The following is a 20,465-nucleotide window of genomic DNA, read 5'->3' as shown; positions in this document are numbered from 1 at the left end:
TCGAAAATAAAGCTAAGAGAGGGTATAGAAAATGAGTACAAGAAACGAATTAATAAATCGTATAGACGAGACTTACGACGTATCACAAATCGAAAAAGAAATTCAACTAGACAACATTGCGTTAAGTGATTTAGAGCTATTAGCGACAGGGGGATATAGCCCACTTACTGGTTTTTTAGGAAAGAAAGACTATGATGCGGTCGTAGAAACGCTTCGCTTAGCAAACGGAAGCGTATGGAGTATACCAATTACATTACCGGTAACGGAAGAAGTGGCAGAAAGTCTAAAGGCTGGAGAAGAAGTAAAGCTTGTTAATAGCGGAAATGTATATGGTGTCATTCAAATAGAAGATATTTTTGTACCTGATAAAGAGAAAGAAGCATTACTTGTATATAAAACGACGGATGAGGCTCATCCAGGAGTGAAAAAATTATATGAACGACCGAACGTTTATGTCGGTGGAGCGATTATTCTTACGAAACGATTTGAAAATAATCAGTTTCCTTCTTATCATTTAGATCCAATTGAAACGAGAGAAGAATTTAAAAAACGTGGTTGGAAAACAGTAGTCGGATTTCAAACGAGAAACCCAGTACATCGTGCTCATGAGTATATTCAAAAATCTGCTCTTGAAATTGTAGACGGTCTCTTTTTGAATCCGCTCGTTGGGGAAACGAAGTCGGACGATATTCCTGCTGATGTAAGGATGGAAAGCTATGAAGTATTACTTCAAAACTATTATCCGAAAAATCGTGTCTTTTTAGGTGTATTTCCTGCAGCAATGCGTTACGCAGGACCGAGGGAAGCGATATTCCATGCATTAGTTAGAAAGAATTTTGGATGTACCCACTTTATCGTAGGGCGCGACCACGCTGGGGTAGGAGATTATTACGGGACTTATGAAGCACAAGAAATTTTTACAAACTTTACAGTGGAAGAGTTAGGAATTACACCGCTATTTTTTGAACATAGTTTTTACTGTACGAAATGTGAAGCGATGGCATCGACGAAAACATGTCCGCACGGAAAAGAGGATCATGTCATTTTATCAGGTACAAAAGTAAGAGAACTATTAAGAAACGGTGAGGTTCCGCCGAGTACATTTAGTCGTAAAGAAGTAGTGGAAGTGCTAATTAAAGGTTTGAAAAAAGAAGTAGTAACAGAATAGGGAGAGAATGAGATGGATACAAATATTACTTGGCATACAGCATCTGTTTCAAAAGATGAGAGAAGAGTAAAAAATGGGCATCATAGTTTTGTAATTTGGTTTACTGGTCTATCAGCTTCAGGTAAATCTACGGTGGCGAACGCGGTTGCTCGTAAACTATTTGAAAAGAATATTGGAAACTATGTACTAGATGGTGATAATATACGCCACGGTTTAAATAAAGACTTAGGTTTTTCTGAAAGTGATCGTATGGAAAATATAAGAAGGATTGGCGAAGTGGCGAAGCTATTTGTAGATCAAGGTACGGTTGTTCTTACAGCGTTTATTTCACCATTTCGAGTAGACCGAAAACAAGTGAGGGATTTATTAGCTGCAGATGAGTTTATAGAAGTGTTTGTAAAGTGCCCAATTGAAGAGTGTGAGAAGCGTGATCCGAAAGGGCTTTATAAAAAAGCAAGACAAGGTGATATTAAAGAGTTTACTGGTGTTGATTCACCGTATGAGGAACCAGAGCAAGCAGAATTAATTGTAGAAACACACAAGTATTCTATTGAAGAATGTGCAGAGCAAATTGTGAAGTACTTACAAGAGCGTAGTTTTATATAGGGGGATTAAAAAATGAGTTATGAAAAAGTATGGGCTAACAATGAAAAATTAAATCAGACTGAGAAAAATAAATTAAAAAAAGATGGATTGGAAATCTTTAATGATATTCCTTACTATGCAGAGAATGGCTTCGAATCTATTCCGAAAGAAGAGTGGGACGCATTCAAATGGGCAGGGTTGTATTTACAAAGACCGAAAGAAGCTGGTTATTTTATGATGCGTGTAAATATTCCTTCAGGGATTATTACGAATGCACAGGCAGAAGTGCTTGCTTCTATCGCTGAGGATTATGGGCGTGACGTAATAGATATTACGACAAGACAGGCGATTCAGTTTCATTGGCTAGAAATCCATCAAATGCCAGATATTTTTAAAAGATTAGCAAGAGTTGGGTTATCTTCAGCTGGGGCTTGTGGTGATATAACGCGTAATATTACAGGGAATCCACTTGCTGGCATTGATGCAAATGAGCTGTTTGATACAACTGGTATTGTGAAAGAGGTATATGACTATTTCCAACATAATGAGGAGTTTTCTAACTTACCACGTAAATTTAAAATGTCTATTAGTTCTAATATTTATAATTCAGCGAACGCAGAGATTAACTGTGTTGCATTTACACCTGCTACGAAAGAAATAGATGGTGAGAAAAAAGTTGGTTTTCATATAAAAGTAGGCGGTGGATTATCAGCTCGTCCATATTTAGCTGATGAATTAGATGTATTTGTTTTACCAGAAGAAGTGAAGGCGGTAGCAATTACGATTGCTACGATATTCCGTGATTTTGGATACCGTGAAAAACGTCATTTAGCTCGTTTGAAATTTCTTGTTGCAGACTGGGGAGCAGAGAAATTTAAAGAGAAACTAATAGAGTATACAGGACCATTGCAAAGTAAAGGGGAAAGTGCTCTAAAAGGCTGGAATGCGGGATACTTTTATGGAGTTCAAGATCAAAAACAAGATGGCCTTAAATATGTAGGTTTTAATGTACCGGTAGGACGTCTACATGCAGAAGAAATGTTTGAGATTGCGAGAATTGCTAAGCAGTATGGAAATGGACAAATTCGCACATGTAACTCGCAAAACTTTATTATTCCGAATGTTCCGCCAGAAAATGTAACGGGTTTATTAAATGAACCATTGTTTGAAGCAATATCAGCAAGTCCGAAATCGTTTATTGGTCATGCGGTTTCTTGTACTGGTATTGAATATTGCAATCTTGCATTAGTAGAAACGAAAGAAAGATTACGCAAAATCGCCGAATACTTAGATACACAAATTGCACTCGATGTTCCGGTTCGTATTCATATGGTAGGATGCCCGAATTCATGTGGTCAACGTCAAATTGCTGACATTGGATTACAAGGGGTGAAAATGAAAACGAAGGAAAAAGGGATTGTTGAAGCATTTGAAATATACGTAGGTGGAACGTTGTTAGATGGCGGTGCTTACAATCAAAAGTTAAAAGGGAAAATAGATGGCGAGGATCTACCTGATGTACTTGCATCATTTATAAGTTATTTCAAAGAGAATAAATTACCAGCTGAAACGTTTTATGATTTTGTTGGTCGTATCGGTGTAGACACACTACAAATAGCGCTAAATACCGTGTTAGAAGAAGTACTAGCGTCTTAGGAGGGACAATATGGATTTATATCGATTTGAAGCCGTGTTAGTGAATAGTATTGTTCCGATTGTTGTTGTTGCTCAAAGTGAAGAACAGGCATTTAAGCTCGCGGAGATGGAGCTTGAAAAGCATTTTTTACCGCTGCCAGAAGTAAAGGAAATTTCTCTATTTGAAAAAAAGAAGATTCGAAAAGGTGCGGCATTTGTTATTCATGAGTAGGGAACAGGTAATAGGAAATGATGAAAACTTCCATTCGTATATAAGGATGGAAGTTTCACTTTAATAGTAGAAATGAGGAGAGATGATGGGAAAGGTTTATATCGTTGGAGCAGGTCCTGGTGATCCAGATTTAATTACTGTGAAAGGATTGAAATGTATTGAGAAAGCAGACGTTATTTTATACGACCGTCTCGTAAATAAAGAGTTGCTTTCATACGCAAAGCCTGAAGCGGATTTAATTTATTGCGGAAAACTGCCAAATTATCACACGATGAAGCAAGAGACAATTAACACGTTTCTTATTAAATACGCGAAAAAAGGAAAAGTTGTAACGAGGCTAAAGGGCGGGGATCCATTTGTATTTGGTAGAGGGGGAGAAGAAGCTGAAGCATTAGCGAAGCAAGGTGTACCGTTTGAAATTGTTCCTGGTATTTCAGCTGGAATAGCTGCTCCTGCTTATGCTGGTATTCCAGTGACGCATCGTGATGCGAGTGCAAGTTTTGCTATTGTGACGGGGCATAGGAAAGAAGATGCTGAAGAGGAAGTGAAGTGGGAACATTTAGCGAAAGGTGTAGAGACGTTAGCTGTATATATGGGGGTTAGTAATTTACCCTACATATGTGAACAACTGATGAAGCATGGAAAAGATACAAGTACGCCTGCTGCTATTATTGAGCGGGGAACAACATCTATGCAGCGCACAGTTGTCGGGACGTTAGGGACAATTGTAGATGTTGCGAAAAAAGAACAAATTCAAAATCCGAGCATGATTGTAATTGGAGAAGTGGTCCGTTTTAGAGAAAAGATCCATTGGTTTGAGAAACAGACTGAAAGTACGTATCAAGTAAGCGGAGTGTTATAAAATGAAAGCCATCTTATATATATGTCATGGAAGTCGTTTGAAAGCAGCTAAAGAAGAAGCGGTTGCATTTATTACGTCATGTATGAACCGTGTAGAGGCAAGTATTCAAGAAGTTTGTTTTTTAGAGTTAGCGAGTCCAACTATTGATGAAGGGTTCCGTACATGTGTGAACCGTGGTGCTACAGAGATTATTGTTATTCCGGTTTTTCTATTAGCGGCAGGTCACGTGAAAAAAGATATCCCGTTTGAATTAGAAAAGTTAAATAATCAATTTTCAAGTGTTAAAGTGACCTACGGTAATCCGTTTGGTGTATCAGAAACACTCGTTAAATCAGTGTATAACGGAAGTGGTATCGAACAGGAAGAGACGAATGAAGTGACGTTACTTCTCGTTGCAAGAGGGAGTAGCGATCCTGAAGTATTAAAGGATATAAACTGGATCGCTTCTTTATTTCAAACGGAAGAGAAAATTAAAAAAGTAGAGGTTTGCTATTTAGCAGCTGCCGAGCCGAAATTTGAGGAGAAGTTAAAGGAAGTTGTAGAACGAAAAGAAAAGAACATTATTGTGCTGCCTTACTTGTTATTTACCGGTTTACTTATGAAACATATTGAAAAAGAAGTGCGCCAATATGAGTCGGATGAGATAAAAATAAGTCCGTATTTAGGAAAGAATGAAGCGTTTCAATATATGTTAATTCAGAAAACGAAGAAATTATTGAAGGGAGATCAATATGTATCCACTTACAGTGCGAGTTGAGAAGAAACGTGTTGTTGTCATTGGAGGAGGAAAAGTCGCGGGATTCAAAATTATTCCTTTACTAAAACAAGGTGCGGATATAATTGTGATAAGTCCTGAATTGGATGCGAATTTAGTGAAACTTGTGGAAGAAAAGCAAATTCGTTGGTATCAAAGGAAGTATGAAAAAAGTGATATTCAAGGTGCTTTTTTAGTTGTTGCAGCGAGTGGTGATGCTGTATTAAATGAACAAGTTGCTGAAGATAGTGCAGAGAATCAATTAGTAAATGTTATTACGAACCCGGAAAGTGGGAATGTTCATTTTCCGGCGGCGATTCATCGTGGATTACTGAATGTGGCTGTTTCTACTGGAGGAGCGAGTCCGAAACTTGCAAAAAAAATTCGTGATGATATCGCAAATAAATATGATGAGGCGTATGAATCATATCTTGATTTTTTATACGAAGTTAGAATTAAAGTGAAAGAATTACAAATAGAGAAACAGCAGAGAAATATATTGTTGCAAGAAGTATTAAAGTCGGTATATGTTCAAAATGAACAAAAAAGAGAATTGTTTTTACAAGAATTAGAGAGAAGAGTTCATATAGGATAATGAATAAATTGTACTTTACAACTATAAAAATATAATTTATAATCACAAGTAACTTCAATAGATGAAATCGATGAGCAAGAAGAGTACGTATATTTGATACGGTCAGAGAGCTGGGGTAAGGTGTGAGCCCGGTACGATAAAATATACAGAATGGGCTTGCGAGAGGTATGTTGAACATTGTAGTAGGCAACCCGGGTTCCGCCGTTAAAAGGATAGAGTATCGGAATGTTTCCTGTACTTGAACAAGTGGGATTTATCAATCCAATTGAGGTGGTACCACGGTATTTACATTACATATATCGTCCTCTACATGCATATTTGCGTGTAGGGGACTTTTTTATTTTCTAAAGGAGGTGTGCGAGTATGAAATGAAAGTGTATAATTGATAAAAGTTTAAATATTCAGAAAAGGAGAAATTATGATGAAAGAAACACAGCAATGGACGTCGAAAATAGGCTTTGTACTCGCAGCAGCCGGAGCCGCAGTAGGTCTTGGTGCCATATGGAAATTTCCATATGTTGCAGGTAATGGTGGGGGAGGCGCATTCTTCCTTGTATTTTTACTATTAACTTTATTTATAGGTATGCCGCTTCTTTTAGCTGAATTTGTTATTGGACGTAGTACGCAAAAAGAGGCAGTTACAGCATATAAAGTATTGGTGCCAAATAGTAAGTTATATCCTTGGATTGGTCGTATGGGAGTTGTTACTTGTTTTAGTGTACTATCTTTTTATAGTGTTGTAGGTGGATGGATTTTACTGTACTTATATTATAGTGTTACAGGAAGCTTCTGGAATGGTGTTGTTGATTACGGGAAATTATTTGGTGAAACGATTTCAAATCCAGTAAGCGCGATTGGAGCGCAATTTATCTTTATGCTTTGCACTATTTTTGTTGTAAGTAAAGGTGTAGAGAAAGGGATAGAAAAAGCAAGTAAGTATATGATGCCGCTATTATTTATTTTGTTTATTGCGATTATAGTTCGTGCTTTAACACTTGATGGTGCTTTTGCTGGGGTAGAGTTCTTCTTAAAACCAGATTTTTCAAAGCTGACAGCAGATACGATTTTATACGCGATGGGACAATCGTTCTTCTCGCTAACAGTAGGTGCTTCAGTAATGGTCACGTATAGTTCATATTTGAAGAAAGAAGAACATTTAGCTAAATCGGCAACATCTATTGTAAGTTTAACTGTTTTTATTACAGTGCTTGCAGGATTAGCAATTTTCCCGGCGATTTTCGCATTAGGCGTTAAGCCGACTGAAGGACCAGGACTACTGTTTATCGTCCTTCCAGCAGTATTTGCGAAAATACCATTTGGACAATTTTTCTTTGTTATGTTTTTAATTTTATTCTTCTTTGCAACGTTAACATCAGCAATTTCAATGCTTGAAATTGTAGTAGCATCTGTTGCGAAAGGTAATGAGAAGAAGCGTCCGTCAGCATCATTATTAATTGGTATTCTTATTTTTGCAGTTGGAATCCCGTCAGCATTATCGTTTGGAATTATGAGTGATGTGAAAATATTTGGTAAGACATTCTTTGATTTCGTCGATTTTTCGGTAAGTAATGTATTACTGCCGCTTGGTGTGCTAGCCATCTCGCTATTCGTACCAAATAAAATGAGTAAAGAAATGTTAATGAAAGAATTAGAAGTTACGGAAACGAAAGGGAAAACATTATTTAATATTTGGTTCTTCTTGCTTCGTTATGTTATTCCGGTAACTGTAATTATTGTATTTTTAAATGCGATAGGCGTATTTAAAATGTTTGCATAAAAAAAGACGGAGAATTCTCCGTCTTTTTATTATGTTGGAGGTGTATTTAATAAACGATGGTATGCTTTATAGGCTGTGACGACTGCGATGAATGATCCGATTAAAAATAATGCGGAGCCGCCAAATGTAAATATCCGGCCGATATACGTCTCTCTAGCTTCTTCTATTTCTTGTAGTAATTGTGTATTCATAGTTGATCACCCCGTAAACTATAGGCATTTAGTTATAGTCTATGTGGAAAGCCTATATTGTGTGAAGTATAAATAAAAAACTCGGTATGCACCGAGTTTTTTTCTATAATCCGATATAAGGAGATGGATCAACTGCATTTGTTTTGCCGACATTCCATTCTCCAAGGTGAAGCTCGAAGTGTAAATGTTGTCCGTATGATTGGCCAGTGTTCCCCATAAATCCGAGTTGAGTACCTTGTTTTACAGTTTGTCCATTTGATACAGAACGGCTACTCATATGAGCATATACTGTTGTGTATGTTTTTCCGTTTATACGGTGAGATAAGTACACAACATTTCCATAACTAGATGATAATTCTGAGCGAATAACAACGCCATCAGCAGCGGCAATAATTGGAACAGTTCCTGAAGCTGCGATATCGATTCCTTTATGGTTATCTATAGAGCGCACGCCAAATCCAGAAGTTTTTGATCCAGCTGCGGGCTTAATAAAGCCGCCGATGTTTGTATCGTGCGGTACCGGAGCTGCTTGAGCTGTTTGAGCAGCTGTAGTAGCTTTTTTGCGAGATTCCTCTGCCTTACGTGCCTCTTCAGCCTTACGAGCTTCTTCCGCACGTTTTTCTTCTTCAATTGCTTTTTGAACGGCTTGACGCTGATTTTCTAAAATACCTTTAGATTCTTCTAATCCTTCAATCTCTGAATCTACTTTTGCTACTTTCGTATGTAGATCGCTAATAAATGTTTGCTGTTGTTGTTGATTCGTTTGCAACTCTTGTTGTTTTTGAACTAATTTCTGTTCAGCTTCTTTTAGTTGCTGCTCTTTTTTCTCAACAGCCTCTTTTTCTTTCGTCACAGCATTTTGATCAGTTGTTTGTTTTTTCACAATATCAGTATCGTTGTTTAAAATTAAGCTTACAGAGTACATATTATCAACAAGATCAGCGATGTTTGTAGAAGTTGTTATTACCTCTGTAATAATATTTGTACGAGGTTTTTCTTGCATAGATTGTAAACGTTGCTTAATAACTTCCTGACGCGTATCTATGTTTGTTTGTAATTGCTCTATATGTTTCTTTTTTTCAGCAATTACTTGTTGCGTTTTACTAATTTCTTTTTTTGTATCGTTTAATTCAGCTTCGTTTTTATTAATAGAAGTAGTTAAATCGTCAATTTTCTTTTGTAATTCTTGAATTTCTTTTTCTATTTGGTCTTTCTCAGCTGATTTATTTTGTAAGTCATTTTGTTTTCCTTCTAATTCAGATTGAATATTAGATAATTTATCTTGATTCGTTTCAGCGTATACGGGTGAAAGTAGCGGAGAAACAAAAATCGTTCCTGCTGCTAAAACACTAAACGCTGCAAATTTCTTTTTCATGGTTGTCTGGCTCCTTTCCCTATGAATGTTATATATCATAAGAAGAAGAGTGTCTATCGTTGTAATCATAATGTAAAGAAAATTTTATAAAATTGCTAAGTTTTGTCGGAATTTATCATTTTTTAATGATAATTGTCATGTTGGATGCGTTTTTTTATTCGTGCAATAAGGATGTAATTCCTGGATTTATTTGTAAAATGAAGGAAAAATATTTGTTTTATATAGTAAAATAGTAGATAGGAATCCAATAAAACACTGATAAGGAATCGTTCTCATGTGAGGTTTTCTGACATGGGTTTTATTTTTGTCAAGAAAATTATTTGCGTTCGGGCAAACTTATTTTGTTGTCAGATTTTAAATTTTGATTTATGATTTTTAACAGGGACAAAATGTAGTGAATTGTCGAATAATATGTAATACTCTTAATTTCAAGTTTTATAGAGATAGAATGAGAGATAGAGTGACACATCGAAGAGGGGGTTACAACAAATATGAAAAGAATAGGACTTGCATGGCAAATATTAATAGGACTTGCGCTAGGTATTGCAGTTGGGGCGATTTTCTTTGGCAATCCGGCAGTAGTGAGTTACTTACAACCAATTGGTGATATTTTCATCCGATTAATTAAAATGATCGTTGTACCGATTGTTGTAGCAAGTATTGTTGTTGGGGTTGCTGGTGTTGGCGATGTTAAAAAATTAGGCCGACTAGGCGGAAAAACAATTATTTACTTTGAAATTATTACAACAATTGCAATTATTGTCGGTCTATTGATTGCGAATATTTTCCAACCAGGAAAAGGCGTAAATATGGAGCAGTTAACAAAGACAGATATTTCAAAATATACACATACGACAGAGCAAGTACAAAGTCATTCATTTGCAGATACATTTGTAAATATTGTTCCAACGAACATTATGAAGTCATTAGCTGACGGAGATATGCTTGCTATTATCTTCTTCTCTGTATTATTTGGTTTAGGTGTAGCAGCAATTGGTGAAAGAGGAAGACCGGTTCTTCAATTTTTCCAAGGTGTAGCTGATGCAATGTTTTACGTAACAAACCAAGTTATGAAATTTGCACCATTTGGTGTGTTTGCACTAATTGGAGTTACAGTTTCTACATTTGGTCTTTCTTCATTAATTCCATTAGGGAAATTATTAATTGTAGTATACGGAGCAATGATTTTCTTCGTTGTAGTCGTATTAGGACTTACAGCGAAAATATTTGGAATTAACATTTTCCAATTCTTTAAGATTTTAAAAGACGAATTGATCTTAGCATACTCTACAGCAAGTTCAGAAACAGTTTTACCGAAAATCATGGAGAAAATGGAGAAGTTCGGTTGTCCGAAGGCAATTACATCTTTCGTTATTCCGACAGGTTATTCATTTAACTTAGATGGATCAACTTTATATCAAGCAATTGCAGCTATTTTCTTAGCGCAAATGTACGGTATTGATTTATCCATTACACAACAAATTACATTATTACTTGTATTAATGCTTACATCAAAAGGTATCGCAGGTGTACCGGGCGTATCGTTCGTTGTATTATTAGCGACACTTGGTACAGTAGGTATTCCAGCTGAAGGTTTAGCCTTCATCGCTGGTATTGACCGTATTTTAGATATGGCTCGTACAGCAGTTAACGTTGTAGGTAACTCTTTAGCAGCTGTAGTTATGTCTAAGTGGGAAGGTCAGTATGACGCGGAAAAAGGACAGGCCTATTTGAAAGAAATTTCTAATAAGCAAGCAGCTTAATTATAATTTGAAAAAGCTCTCACATAATATGTGGGAGCTTTTCTATATAGAAGGGAAGCGAACGTAATGAAACGTAAATATGGTGACGGTTCTTCGTGGAAGCGACTAATAGAGAAAGATTATACGGTTAAGCACATAGAAGAGGGAATGCTAGGAATACTGGAAATAAAAAAGGTGAAAGAACCTAGTTGTAAAGAATATGATGGTAAAGAACTTTGTATTGCAGGGAATCAGTTTACGTGGATTCAATATTTCATAGACGGGAAAAACTTTGCGATTACAGCTATGTTAGATGATCAGAAAAAATTAGTGCAATATTATATTGACGTGGCGAAAGAATATGACATAGACGATCGTGGTTTACCTTATTTTGATGATTTATATTTAGATGTAGTGTTATTACCAAACGGTAAAATGTATATATTGGATGAAGATGAGCTAGAGGATGCTTATAAAAGTGGCGATGTTACAAAAGAAGAGTATGAGTTAGCGTGGTACACTACGAAATGGATCATAGATGCAATAAAAAATAGTGAATTTTATTGGATCTCAATATTGGAAGAGGAAATCAAAAAGTTAAAATGATTATTGTATTCAAATTTTTGCATAATTACCAAAAAAATCTATACAAAAAATAATTGACTTTTGTTTTGTAAGCGAGTAAAGTTAGGGAAGAAATTATTATTAAAAAATAAATATGAAACCTTCTTATAAAGAGAGGCGGAGGGACTGGCCCTACGATGCCTCGGCAGCGGACTCGATTTCAGAGTGCTGTGCCAAATCCAGCAAGCGTGTGCTTGAAAGATGAGAAGAGCGTTTCTTATAGATGTATAAGACCTCTTCTCATTGGAAGAGGTCTTTTGTTATTCATTAGAAAAAGGTTGAAACTAGGGAGAGATGGTACTTTGAAAGAAACGAGAGGAAATGGTTTGGCTTTATTACCACTTGGGATATTTTTGGCGCTATTTATTGGTTCTGGAATTATTACAGGTGATTTCTATAAATTGCCGATACTTGTAGCAATTTCAATTGCTGTAGGGGTCGCTTTAGCAATGAATCGTAAAGAAAGCTTTAATGTAAAAGTAGAACGATTTGCTAAAGGTGCAGGGAACCCAGATATAATGATTATGGTTCTAATTTTTGTGCTTGCAGGAGCATTTTCTGAAACAGCAAAAGGGATGGGTGGCGTTGATTCTACAGTTAACTTGGCGTTATCCGTTTTACCGCAAGGATTTATCGTAGCTGGAATTTTTGTTATAGGGGCATTTATTTCATTAGCGATGGGAACTTCAATGGGAACAATAGCTGCATTAGCACCAATTGCTGTAGGTATTAGTGGGCAAACTGATATCTCCATTGCACTTACGATGGCTACTGTTGTTGGTGGAGCGATGTTTGGTGATAATTTATCATTTATTTCAGATACAACAATCGCAGCTGTACGTTCGCAAGGAACAGAAATGAAAGATAAGTTTAAAACGAACTTTTTAATTGTATTACCAGCGGCTATTATTACAATTGTACTTTTAGTAATCGTTACTTTAGGAAGCGATACGCAGATTAAAGCGCATAGCTTTGACTGGATAAAGATTTTACCGTATGCAGGAGTACTTATTACAGCGCTACTTGGTTGGAATGTACTTATTGTGTTAACAGGTGGAACTGTACTATCCGGCGTTATTGGTCTTTTAGATGGAAGTTACACGTTAGAGAGTTTCTTTAAAAGTGTAACAACTGGAATGGGCGGTATGATGGAATTAGTATTACTTGCTATTTTAATTGGCGGTATGGTCGAACTGATTCAATATAATGGTGGCATTCAATATTTAATGAATATTTTAACGCGTAACATTCGTTCGAAAAAAGGAGCGGAGTTCGGTATCGCTGGCTTAGTGGGTATGACGAATATGTGTACAGCGAATAATACGATTTCTATTATCTTTACAGGCCCGCTTGCGAAAAACATTGCAGATCAATATGAAATTGATCCTCGTAAATCAGCGAGTGTATTAGATCTTTTCTCATGTTGTGTGCAAGGATTAATTCCGTATGGTGCCCAAATGTTAACAGCAGCAGGATTTGCGGCGTTATCTCCGGTTGAGTTGTTACCATATGCGTTTTATCCAATTTTAGTTGGAGTATGTGGAATCATTTCTATATTAATTGGTTTCCCGAGGTTTTCTAAAGTGACGGGAAAGAAAGAGTATCATAAAACAGCATAATGAAAAATGAAGTTTATGCATAGTAACGAAAGCCGTACAGAGAGTATTCTCTGTACGGCTTTTTATGTGCGATAAAAAAGTGAATCAGCTTATCCAATCGTAGTTTTTACAAAAGGCTGAACGCGACTCGGTCTTAAGTCTGAGTTAAAAACGGTTCTTAAGCTCGTTATGGAAAGATGAAAAAATAGTTAAGATAAGAGTATCAAATCGAAGGGAGGCAAGCACAAGATGAAACAATTTCTAGCGTTTATCGCGGCTGGTATTTTAGCTTTAATTGCTCTTGGCAGTCTTGCTGGTATTATAGGGTTCGCAATTGGAGCAGGAGTTGTGTACTGGAGCTATAAATCATTTGTGCGAGCACAATCATTTTTTGGAAAGTTAGCTTGGGGTATTGTTGGTTTGATCGGCTTGTCCATCGCCCTTTCTCATTCCCCAGCACTAATCGGTATCGCAGCATTAGTAGTTTTATACTACGGATACCGCGAGTGGAAAAAAGAAAAAAATGTAGTTGTTGATTCTGCACCAGAAAGTTCTAAACCATATAGCAACTTTGAAGATGAGTGGAACAAGTTAATGAAAAACTAATAAAAAATTAATAAAAATCAAATCAAATTTATAAAGTAGAAGAGAGGAAGATTATAATGAAACAATCTTTATTCGGACGTGTACGCGATGCAATTTTAGCAGATTTTCATAATGTGTTAGATGAGAAAGAAAGAAAAAATCCAATCGCTATGTTAAACCAATATTTACGCGATAGTGAGCGTGAAACAACAAAAATTGAGAAGTTAATTCAGCGTCATAAAACATTAAAATCTAATTTCGCTCGTGAGCTTGAGCAAGCACGTTATTTCGTTAATAAAAGATCAAAACAGGCTATCATCGCTCAAGAAGCAGGCGAATTACAGTTACACGAACGTGCATTAGAAGAAGTAGCTTATTATGAAGGGCAAGTAACTCGATTAGAAGAAATGTATGCAGGTGTTGTAGAGCAAATCGATGAATTAGAGCGTCGTCTTTCTGAAATGAAAAACAAATTAAAAGAAATGCACGCAAAGCGCATGGAACTAATGGCACGTGAAAATATGGCACATGCAAATCGTCGTATGAATACAGCGATGCATAAAATGGATGAAAACAATCCGTTCTTACGCTTTGAAGAAATTGAAGATCATATTCGTGACTTAGAAACTCGTATGAATGAGGAGCATGAACGTGACACATTTGATATGAAGATTGCAAAGCTTGAGCGTGAAATGAAAGAAAAGAATGATGTATCGTTAACGAAAGAGTTAACAAAATAATAGTAGTATATTATAAAACAGGCTTATGATATAGTGATAGGAGAAAAGGTGTTGGAAAGCAATGCCTTTTCTTCTATGTATATGTGAAAAGAAGGGGGGAGCTGAAATGAAGAAGCATTTTTCAAAAACACAATTAATGGGGATGCTCCTCATCATATTTGGATTCGGTCTTTTTCTTGATATGATACTTGGACATTTTGAACCAGGTGGTCTCATTTTTGCATTTATTATGCTTATGTTTGGAAGGCATTATCGTAAAAAGAATCGTTACGTACGGGGAAATGTATTTTTATTTGTTGGTGGTATCGTATTTTTATTCTTCTTATTTTCTTCAGCAGCATTTGTTCTTGTCGTATTTGCATGTTTAGCTTTAATTGGTTATCAACTGATTCAACAGGGACATCAGCAAAAAGCAATGAAGGTTGAAATTAAAGAAAAAGGGATTATAGACGAAGAGAAGCAAATATATCGTACAGAACCGTATTTAAAAAATATGTTTGTAGGGAATATACGAATGATGGATCATATTTATGAACTTGAGGATATTAATGTTCAATATGGTGCTTGTGATGTGGAAATAGATTTAACAACTGCTATGATTCCAGAAGGGGAGACGGTAATTGTTATTCGCGGTGTCGTTGGTAATATCCGTTTATATGTGCCATATGATATTGAACTGTCTTTAAATCATTCTGTTATTGTCGGACGAGTGCTTCTGCCAGGTCATGAAGAAACAGGATTTAACCGCAATGTTACATTTAGAACAGAGCAGTATAAAGAGGCTCCTCGTCGTATTAAAATTATTTCTTCGCTTGTCGTAGGCGATACGGAAGTGAGGAAAGTATAATGAAAAAACAAAAAAATATTTCGTGGATGTATATTCGTTATTCTATGTTGTCCTCTGTGAGTATCGCACTTATTTGTACAATTGTATATGTATGGAAAAGCGAGCAACAAGTGTATGATTTATTATGGAAGGAATCCATCGCTTCTGTTCCAATTGGCTTGTTTATTATGACTACAAGTTTACTTATTGGGGGAATTGTAGGATATGCAATCGGTTACTATATAGAGCAGCGTATACAAGGATTAAATACGTTTCTATTTGAAGTAGAGCGAGGGAATTTTCCGAGCGATGTTTCGTTTACGGCAGATGATGAATTTCATGAAGTGGAACGAAAAGTAATCGTTTTGGCTCGTCGATTAGAGGAGCAAGCTGGACTCTTTCAAAAAGTAACGAATGAACGAGCTCATTGGAATGAAGAGATGAGACAAGAAGCGATTTCCCAGGAAAGGCATCGATTAGCGAGGGAGCTGCATGATTCTGTAAGTCAGCAGCTTTTTGCAATGTCAATGATGATGTCGGCTATTAATGAACAAGTAGCTGAAATTCCAGAAATGACGAAAAAACAGTTGCAGCTTGTTGAAAATATGGTTGTAAATGCACAGTCAGAAATGAGAGCATTGCTTCTTCATCTACGCCCAGTGCAGTTAGAAGGCAAGAAACTAACAGAGGGTATAGAAGAATTATTAACAGAACTGTCTAGAAAGCAACATATGAAAATTGAATGGTTAATTGAACCAATTCAATTAAAAAAGGGTGTAGAAGATCATTTATTCCGTATTGTACAAGAGGCGCTGTCTAATACTTTAAGGCATGCGAAAGCAAAGAAAACGGAAGTACGTCTACGCAAAATTGAGCAATATGCAATATTGAAAATTATTGATGATGGTGTCGGTTTTAAAGTAGGGGTTAATAAAGCTGGTTCGTATGGTTTAAGATCAATGCAAGAGCGAGTTCATGAAATTGGTGGTACATTAAAAGTACTTAGTTTTCCAAATAAAGGTACACAAATAGAAGTGAAAGTACCGATTATGATTGAGAGAGGGGGAGAGTCATGATAAAAGTATTATTAGTTGATGATCATGAAATGGTTCGAATGGGTGTATCAGCATATTTATCAACGCAACCAGATATTGAAGTAGTTGGAGAAGCTGAAAATGGAAGAAAAGGTTCAGAGCTAGCTTTGCAATTAAGACCAGATATTATTTTGATGGACCTTGTCATGGACGAGATGGATGGGGTTGAAGCAACACGTGCTATTATTCAGGAATGGCCAGAAGCGAAAATTGTAGTTGTAACGAGCTTTTTAGATGATGAGAAATTGTATCCTGTTATTGAGGCGGGAGCGACTAGTTATTTATTAAAAACATCAAGAGCGAGTGATATAGCAGACGCTGTACGAGCTACTTATGATGGAGAAACGGTATTAGAGCCAAAAGTTACTGGTAAAATGATGTCTCGTATGCGTCAGAAGAAAGAACAACCTTTGCATGAGGAGTTAACAGAAAGAGAGTCTGAAATTTTGTTATTAATTGCAGAGGGGAAAAGTAATCAAGAGATTGCGGATGAGCTATTTATTGCACTTAAAACGGTAAAGACACATGTAAGTAATATATTAAATAAATTAAATGTAAGTGATCGTACGCAGGCGGTTATTTATGCGTTTAGACATCAATTGACGAAATGATAAAGTGAAACTTTAGGCAGTGGGGGTTATCCCCACTGCTTATTAGTTTGCGCCAAATCTTTTTATTGACGTTAATTAATGTAAGCGTTATCATTAAGTTGTTAACAGTACATACAAAGGGGAGAATGTATATGTTAGTTCAAACTATATTTGGCATGGATAAGTCTAAAAAATTAGGGGATTATGTGAACGCATTGCAAGCGCTTTGTGAAAAATATAATGTGGAAACAGATAAAATTGCAATTGTTGAGGCGACAGAAGAGTACTATTTATTTTTAGTGAAACAAGAAGAATGCTACGATGTTGTCAAAGTAGAAACAGTGGATACAAATATCGACTATTATACGAAAGCTTATAAAATAAGCAGTTTTAACCATACTGCTTTTCAAATGTAAAAAAACTCCCGAAAGGGAGTTTTTTAGGATGCTTTTATTTCATGAGATTCGTTTAGTAAGGGCACTTTTTTCGCACCGCTTAACTTAGCGATTATAAGGCCGATAAGAGTTCCGGCTACTGCTGGTATGAGCCAGCCGATCCCTTCATTATATAAAGGGATAAACTCAAAATATGGAGTGATAAATGAAACTGAAATACCACCTTGTTTTAATCCATCAAATACGCTTACGAATGCTGCTCCAATTAAAGCACCTACATAAACAGAGCGATATCCACCGAAATATTTATGAAGTAATGATAGTAGAACAAGAACAATTGCAATTGGATATACAACAAGTAGAATTGGAACAGAGATGGCGATAATTTTTGTTAATCCTAAGTTGGCAACTAATAATCCTAAAACACAAATGATGCTCGCGAACATTTTGTATGAAAATGTAGTTAGTAAGGTTGAGAAATACTGACTACATGCAGATACAAGTCCAACACATGTCGTTAAGCAAGCGAGTGTAACGATAAGAGATAATAGCAGTAAACCGTATGGACCGAATAATTGTTGTACGATAACAGTAAGTAATTGTCCTCCGTTTTTTGCATATCCGAGAGAGACGCTAGTTGCACCGAGCCAGCCAAGTGCACCATATACAAGTACGAGACCAGTAGCGGCAATAAGTCCTGCTTTCGCTGTTGCGATGGCAATGGATTTACGATCTTTTACACCTTTAGAGCGAATGGCATTTACAACGATAATTCCAAATGCAAGTGCAGAAATGGTATCCATCGTTAAGTAACCTTCCATAAAGCCTTTGAAGATTGGAGAAGTTTGATACTCTTGCATTGCAGGTCCGGATTGCCCGAGTGGTGTAAATACACTTTTAACAAATAATAAGAAAATAGAAAGTAATAAAATAGGTGTTAATATATTTCCGATGCGATCGACAAGTTTGGATGGATTTAAACTAAGCCAAAATACGATAGCGAAGAAGACGACCGTGTATAAAAATAGTGCTAGGTTACTAGAGCGAATTGTTTCTGGTAAGAAGGAACTAACGCCCATTTCATAAGCGACATTCGCAACACGTGGAATTCCCATAGAAGGACCGATTGCGATGTATACAACTACAGTAAAGAAAATTCCGAATAATGGGTGAACATGACTTGCGAGTTGTTGCATACCGTTTCCTGATAAAGAAATTGCAATAACAGTTAATAAGGGTAAACCAACTCCTGTTAGTAAAAATCCAATCATTGCCGGCCAAAAATTTTCACCTGCATTTTGTCCAAGCATGGGAGGGAAAATTAAATTACCTGCTCCAAAAAATAAAGAAAATAGCATAAGACCCGTGAAAAAAATGTGTTTTTTTGATACAGTGTTCATTGTTTTTCCTCCTTTTTTAAATTCATTTGTAAGAACACAAAAAACTCGTCCCTAAAGAAAGGGACGAGTTATATTTACCCGCGATACCACCCTAATTTATACATGTAGAAATGAGTCTATATGTATACGGCTTTACAACGTACAACATGATACGTGTTCCTTGTAACGGGGGACAGCCGGTAAGAACTTACTGTAACATTCGGTTCTACTTCTCGGAGATGATTTTCGGCTACGCACTGAACGTTGGCTTTCAGCAATTCGCCAACTCTCTGGGGGACAGTCCTATAACGTACTCGTTCTCGTCAATGAATTTTTATTCAAGTATTCTGACAGTATTGTTGCATGTTTTTTTTTGAAAGTCAATATATTTTTTGAAAGGCATATTTACATAAGGAAATATTCAATGTGATATTCGTTGATGTGAAGGGAATGTTGGATTGTAAAACGGGAGTAAAAATTTGTAGAGAATTGTAAAAATTGTAGAGAAAGTTGATATTTATAGGAGTAAAGAAGGTATTGTTTAAATTTACAGAGAATAATACAACAATCCACTTGCTGGAAAGAACAAACCAAAAGAGGTGACTGAAATGCTTGCGATGGGAGTATTATTTGGCATTATTGCTATAATTGGTTTTATGTGGTTATATTATTCGCGTTCGTTTAAACAAGCAGAAGTTTTACTCTTTCAAAAAGGTAGTTTGTTGACAAATCAGTCTAGATATTTAGTATGTCCGAAGTGTGGAAGTGCACAGGCCAGAAGTGGAGGATATCAAGAGTGTTGCAAAATTAGATTATGAAGGAAGGAAGCCTCACATTATTTTGTGAGGCTTCCTTCCTTACAATTTCATGGCACTCCAAATTGTCCACCGATCTCTTTCAATGATAGGAGAGGTGTTTTGTAAGGCGGTCTGGATCTGTTGTAGAAGTTGAGAAAGTTCATGATCTGTTAATTCGTATAGAATGGATCGACCTGTTCGAGGTGATAAATCTTGTAACAATGCTTCTACAGAATCATGTATTTTGCGTACTTCCCATTGTGTTTGAGTAGGGAACACGTGAAGGAAATATTTTTGTAATTCTTGTTGTATCGTGGTGGTTTTTGGTCTCCTTTTTGCTTCTATTTCAATAAGTTTTGGAAAGATGGAGAAAAAATACCCACGAATGTGTTCGGGGCTTCCTGGAATTGTACAATCTTCAATGGTGCGGTCTTGTACAATGAGTACACCGTTTTTCTTTAATATACGAGAAGCTTCACGTAGAAATGTAGGAATGTCTTGTAAATGATGAATCACTGCGCGCGAAATTACAATGTCGAATGTTTCATTAGGATATGGGACGCTATGTGCATCACCGTGAATGAAAGAAATGTTCGGGAAACCGCTACAATTTTCTTTTGCTGCCTGTAATATTTCTTTTGAAAAATCAAGCCCAACAATACTTGTTGCTCCCATAAGGGCGAGTTCTTTCGTATAAATACCGCCACCACAGCCGATATCGATTATTTGCTTGTTTTGTATATTTGTAATACTTTTGATCATTTCACCCCAAGAAATATGGGCGTTTCGCTGTGCGTATGTGTATTTATTATTTGCATCGTGAAAATTAATGGACATGAAAAAGACCTCCTTTCAATGTTTAGTATAGCGTATTTTATAGTGTGTCACGTTTTTGTTTTTTGTATGAAGAGTATAAGGATT

22 protein-coding genes, 1 riboswitch and 2 other annotated features are annotated in these 20,465 nt (G+C 36.3%); of the genes, 18 read left to right on the top strand and 4 right to left on the bottom strand.

Translation table 11 applies throughout. The annotated features are described in order from the left end of the window. Window positions 1-31: 31 nt before the first annotated feature. From sat to MR115_RS12070, 8 genes are all read left to right on the top strand, one after another. Entirely contained in the window at window positions 32-1,168 is a 1,137-nt protein-coding gene (sat, locus tag MR115_RS12105) for a sulfate adenylyltransferase (protein ID WP_242241428.1), read from the top strand. 12 nt (window positions 1,169-1,180) lie between these two features. Next, window positions 1,181-1,774 carry an adenylyl-sulfate kinase gene (cysC, locus tag MR115_RS12100; RefSeq protein ID WP_061678641.1) on the top strand — a complete coding sequence of 198 codons (594 nt, stop codon included), beginning with the start codon at window positions 1,181-1,183 and terminating at the stop codon, window positions 1,772-1,774. 12 nt (window positions 1,775-1,786) lie between these two features. Then, window positions 1,787-3,409: a nitrite/sulfite reductase gene (locus tag MR115_RS12095; RefSeq protein WP_242241426.1), complete on the top strand. Its 1,623-nt coding sequence runs from the start codon at window positions 1,787-1,789 to the stop codon at window positions 3,407-3,409. A gap of 10 nt (window positions 3,410-3,419) precedes the next feature. Beyond that, window positions 3,420-3,620, top strand: coding sequence for a DUF3906 family protein (locus MR115_RS12090; RefSeq protein WP_000366917.1), 201 nt, complete (start codon window positions 3,420-3,422; stop codon window positions 3,618-3,620). Between the two features lie 85 nt (window positions 3,621-3,705). After that, window positions 3,706-4,482, top strand: coding sequence for a uroporphyrinogen-III C-methyltransferase (gene cobA / locus MR115_RS12085; RefSeq protein ID WP_242241424.1), 777 nt, complete (start codon window positions 3,706-3,708; stop codon window positions 4,480-4,482). Between the two features lies 1 nt (window position 4,483). Continuing rightward, window positions 4,484-5,239 (top strand): sirohydrochlorin chelatase, encoded by a 756-nt coding sequence (locus tag MR115_RS12080; protein ID WP_242241422.1) that lies wholly within the window; start codon window positions 4,484-4,486, stop codon window positions 5,237-5,239. Continuing rightward, window positions 5,214-5,831, top strand: a complete 618-nt coding sequence (locus MR115_RS12075) for an NAD(P)-binding protein (RefSeq protein WP_242241420.1) — start codon at window positions 5,214-5,216, stop codon at window positions 5,829-5,831. The genes MR115_RS12080 and MR115_RS12075 overlap by 26 nt, the downstream gene beginning before the upstream one ends. A 61-nt stretch (window positions 5,832-5,892) precedes the next feature. Further along, window positions 5,893-6,141 (top strand) — a binding site (T-box leader). A gap of 111 nt (window positions 6,142-6,252) precedes the next feature. Then, a complete protein-coding gene (locus tag MR115_RS12070) occupies window positions 6,253-7,608 on the top strand; it encodes a sodium-dependent transporter (RefSeq protein WP_242241552.1) in 1,356 nt (451 codons plus the stop codon). A 29-nt stretch (window positions 7,609-7,637) separates the two neighbouring features. Here MR115_RS12070 and MR115_RS12065 read toward each other — a convergent pair whose 3' ends face one another. Beyond that, window positions 7,638-7,799, bottom strand: coding sequence for a hypothetical protein (locus MR115_RS12065; RefSeq protein WP_242241419.1), 162 nt, complete (start codon window positions 7,797-7,799; stop codon window positions 7,638-7,640). A 103-nt stretch (window positions 7,800-7,902) separates the two neighbouring features. Then, window positions 7,903-9,174: a murein hydrolase activator EnvC family protein gene (locus MR115_RS12060; protein ID WP_242241417.1), complete on the bottom strand. Its 1,272-nt coding sequence runs from the start codon at window positions 9,172-9,174 to the stop codon at window positions 7,903-7,905. Window positions 9,175-9,665: 491 nt separating this feature from the next. On the opposite strand from MR115_RS12060, the gene gltP reads away from it, so the two are divergent. The 9 genes from gltP to MR115_RS12015 all read left to right on the top strand — a co-directional run bounded on the left by gltP (window position 9,666) and on the right by MR115_RS12015 (window position 17,389). After that, window positions 9,666-10,937, top strand: coding sequence for a glutamate/aspartate:proton symporter GltP (gltP, locus tag MR115_RS12055; RefSeq protein WP_242241415.1), 1,272 nt, complete (start codon window positions 9,666-9,668; stop codon window positions 10,935-10,937). 66 nt (window positions 10,938-11,003) lie between these two features. Then, on the top strand, window positions 11,004-11,522 hold the full coding sequence (locus tag MR115_RS12050) for a ribonuclease FAU-1 family protein (protein ID WP_242241412.1): 519 nt from the start codon (window positions 11,004-11,006) through the stop codon (window positions 11,520-11,522). A gap of 120 nt (window positions 11,523-11,642) precedes the next feature. Then, window positions 11,643-11,748, top strand: a riboswitch (SAM riboswitch). A 94-nt stretch (window positions 11,749-11,842) separates the two neighbouring features. Then, complete coding sequence (locus tag MR115_RS12045) at window positions 11,843-13,159, top strand: Na+/H+ antiporter NhaC family protein (RefSeq protein WP_242241410.1); 1,317 nt, start codon at window positions 11,843-11,845, stop codon at window positions 13,157-13,159. Window positions 13,160-13,387: 228 nt separating this feature from the next. Then, window positions 13,388-13,744: a lmo0954 family membrane protein gene (locus tag MR115_RS12040; protein WP_000808634.1), complete on the top strand. Its 357-nt coding sequence runs from the start codon at window positions 13,388-13,390 to the stop codon at window positions 13,742-13,744. Between the two features lie 56 nt (window positions 13,745-13,800). Beyond that, window positions 13,801-14,463, top strand: a complete 663-nt coding sequence (locus MR115_RS12035; protein ID WP_001980961.1) for a PspA/IM30 family protein — start codon at window positions 13,801-13,803, stop codon at window positions 14,461-14,463. Window positions 14,464-14,569: 106 nt separating this feature from the next. Beyond that, window positions 14,570-15,310, top strand: a complete 741-nt coding sequence (liaF, locus tag MR115_RS12030; RefSeq protein ID WP_001980963.1) for a cell wall-active antibiotics response protein LiaF — start codon at window positions 14,570-14,572, stop codon at window positions 15,308-15,310. Beyond that, window positions 15,310-16,365: a sensor histidine kinase gene (locus MR115_RS12025; RefSeq protein ID WP_000744332.1), complete on the top strand. Its 1,056-nt coding sequence runs from the start codon at window positions 15,310-15,312 to the stop codon at window positions 16,363-16,365. The genes liaF and MR115_RS12025 overlap by 1 nt, the downstream gene beginning before the upstream one ends. Continuing rightward, window positions 16,362-16,994: a response regulator gene (locus tag MR115_RS12020; RefSeq protein WP_000598709.1), complete on the top strand. Its 633-nt coding sequence runs from the start codon at window positions 16,362-16,364 to the stop codon at window positions 16,992-16,994. The genes MR115_RS12025 and MR115_RS12020 overlap by 4 nt, the downstream gene beginning before the upstream one ends. A gap of 56 nt (window positions 16,995-17,050) precedes the next feature. Beyond that, window positions 17,051-17,389: a DUF3922 domain-containing protein gene (locus tag MR115_RS12015; protein WP_242241551.1), complete on the top strand. Its 339-nt coding sequence runs from the start codon at window positions 17,051-17,053 to the stop codon at window positions 17,387-17,389. A 23-nt stretch (window positions 17,390-17,412) separates the two neighbouring features. Here the strand turns inward: MR115_RS12015 and brnQ3 are convergent, their stop codons facing one another. After that, entirely contained in the window at window positions 17,413-18,768 is a 1,356-nt protein-coding gene (brnQ3, locus tag MR115_RS12010; protein ID WP_242241408.1) for a branched-chain amino acid transport system II carrier protein BrnQ3, read from the bottom strand. A gap of 56 nt (window positions 18,769-18,824) precedes the next feature. Next, window positions 18,825-19,083: a binding site (T-box leader), on the bottom strand. 272 nt (window positions 19,084-19,355) lie between these two features. On the opposite strand from brnQ3, the gene MR115_RS12005 reads away from it, so the two are divergent. Continuing rightward, entirely contained in the window at window positions 19,356-19,565 is a 210-nt protein-coding gene (locus MR115_RS12005) for a hypothetical protein (RefSeq protein ID WP_000880630.1), read from the top strand. A 39-nt stretch (window positions 19,566-19,604) separates the two neighbouring features. Here the strand turns inward: MR115_RS12005 and MR115_RS12000 are convergent, their stop codons facing one another. Next, window positions 19,605-20,381 carry a class I SAM-dependent methyltransferase gene (locus MR115_RS12000; protein ID WP_242241405.1) on the bottom strand — a complete coding sequence of 259 codons (777 nt, stop codon included), beginning with the start codon at window positions 20,379-20,381 and terminating at the stop codon, window positions 19,605-19,607. Between the last annotated feature and the right edge of the window lie 84 nt (window positions 20,382-20,465).

Origin of the sequence: Bacillus cereus group sp. BfR-BA-01309 (genome assembly GCF_022664315.1) — a bacterium.
Taxonomy (GTDB): domain Bacteria; phylum Bacillota; class Bacilli; order Bacillales; family Bacillaceae_G; genus Bacillus_A; species Bacillus_A mobilis.
The sequence above is the reverse complement of the archived record's forward strand: the minus strand, read 5'-3'. Positions and strand labels throughout refer to the sequence as shown.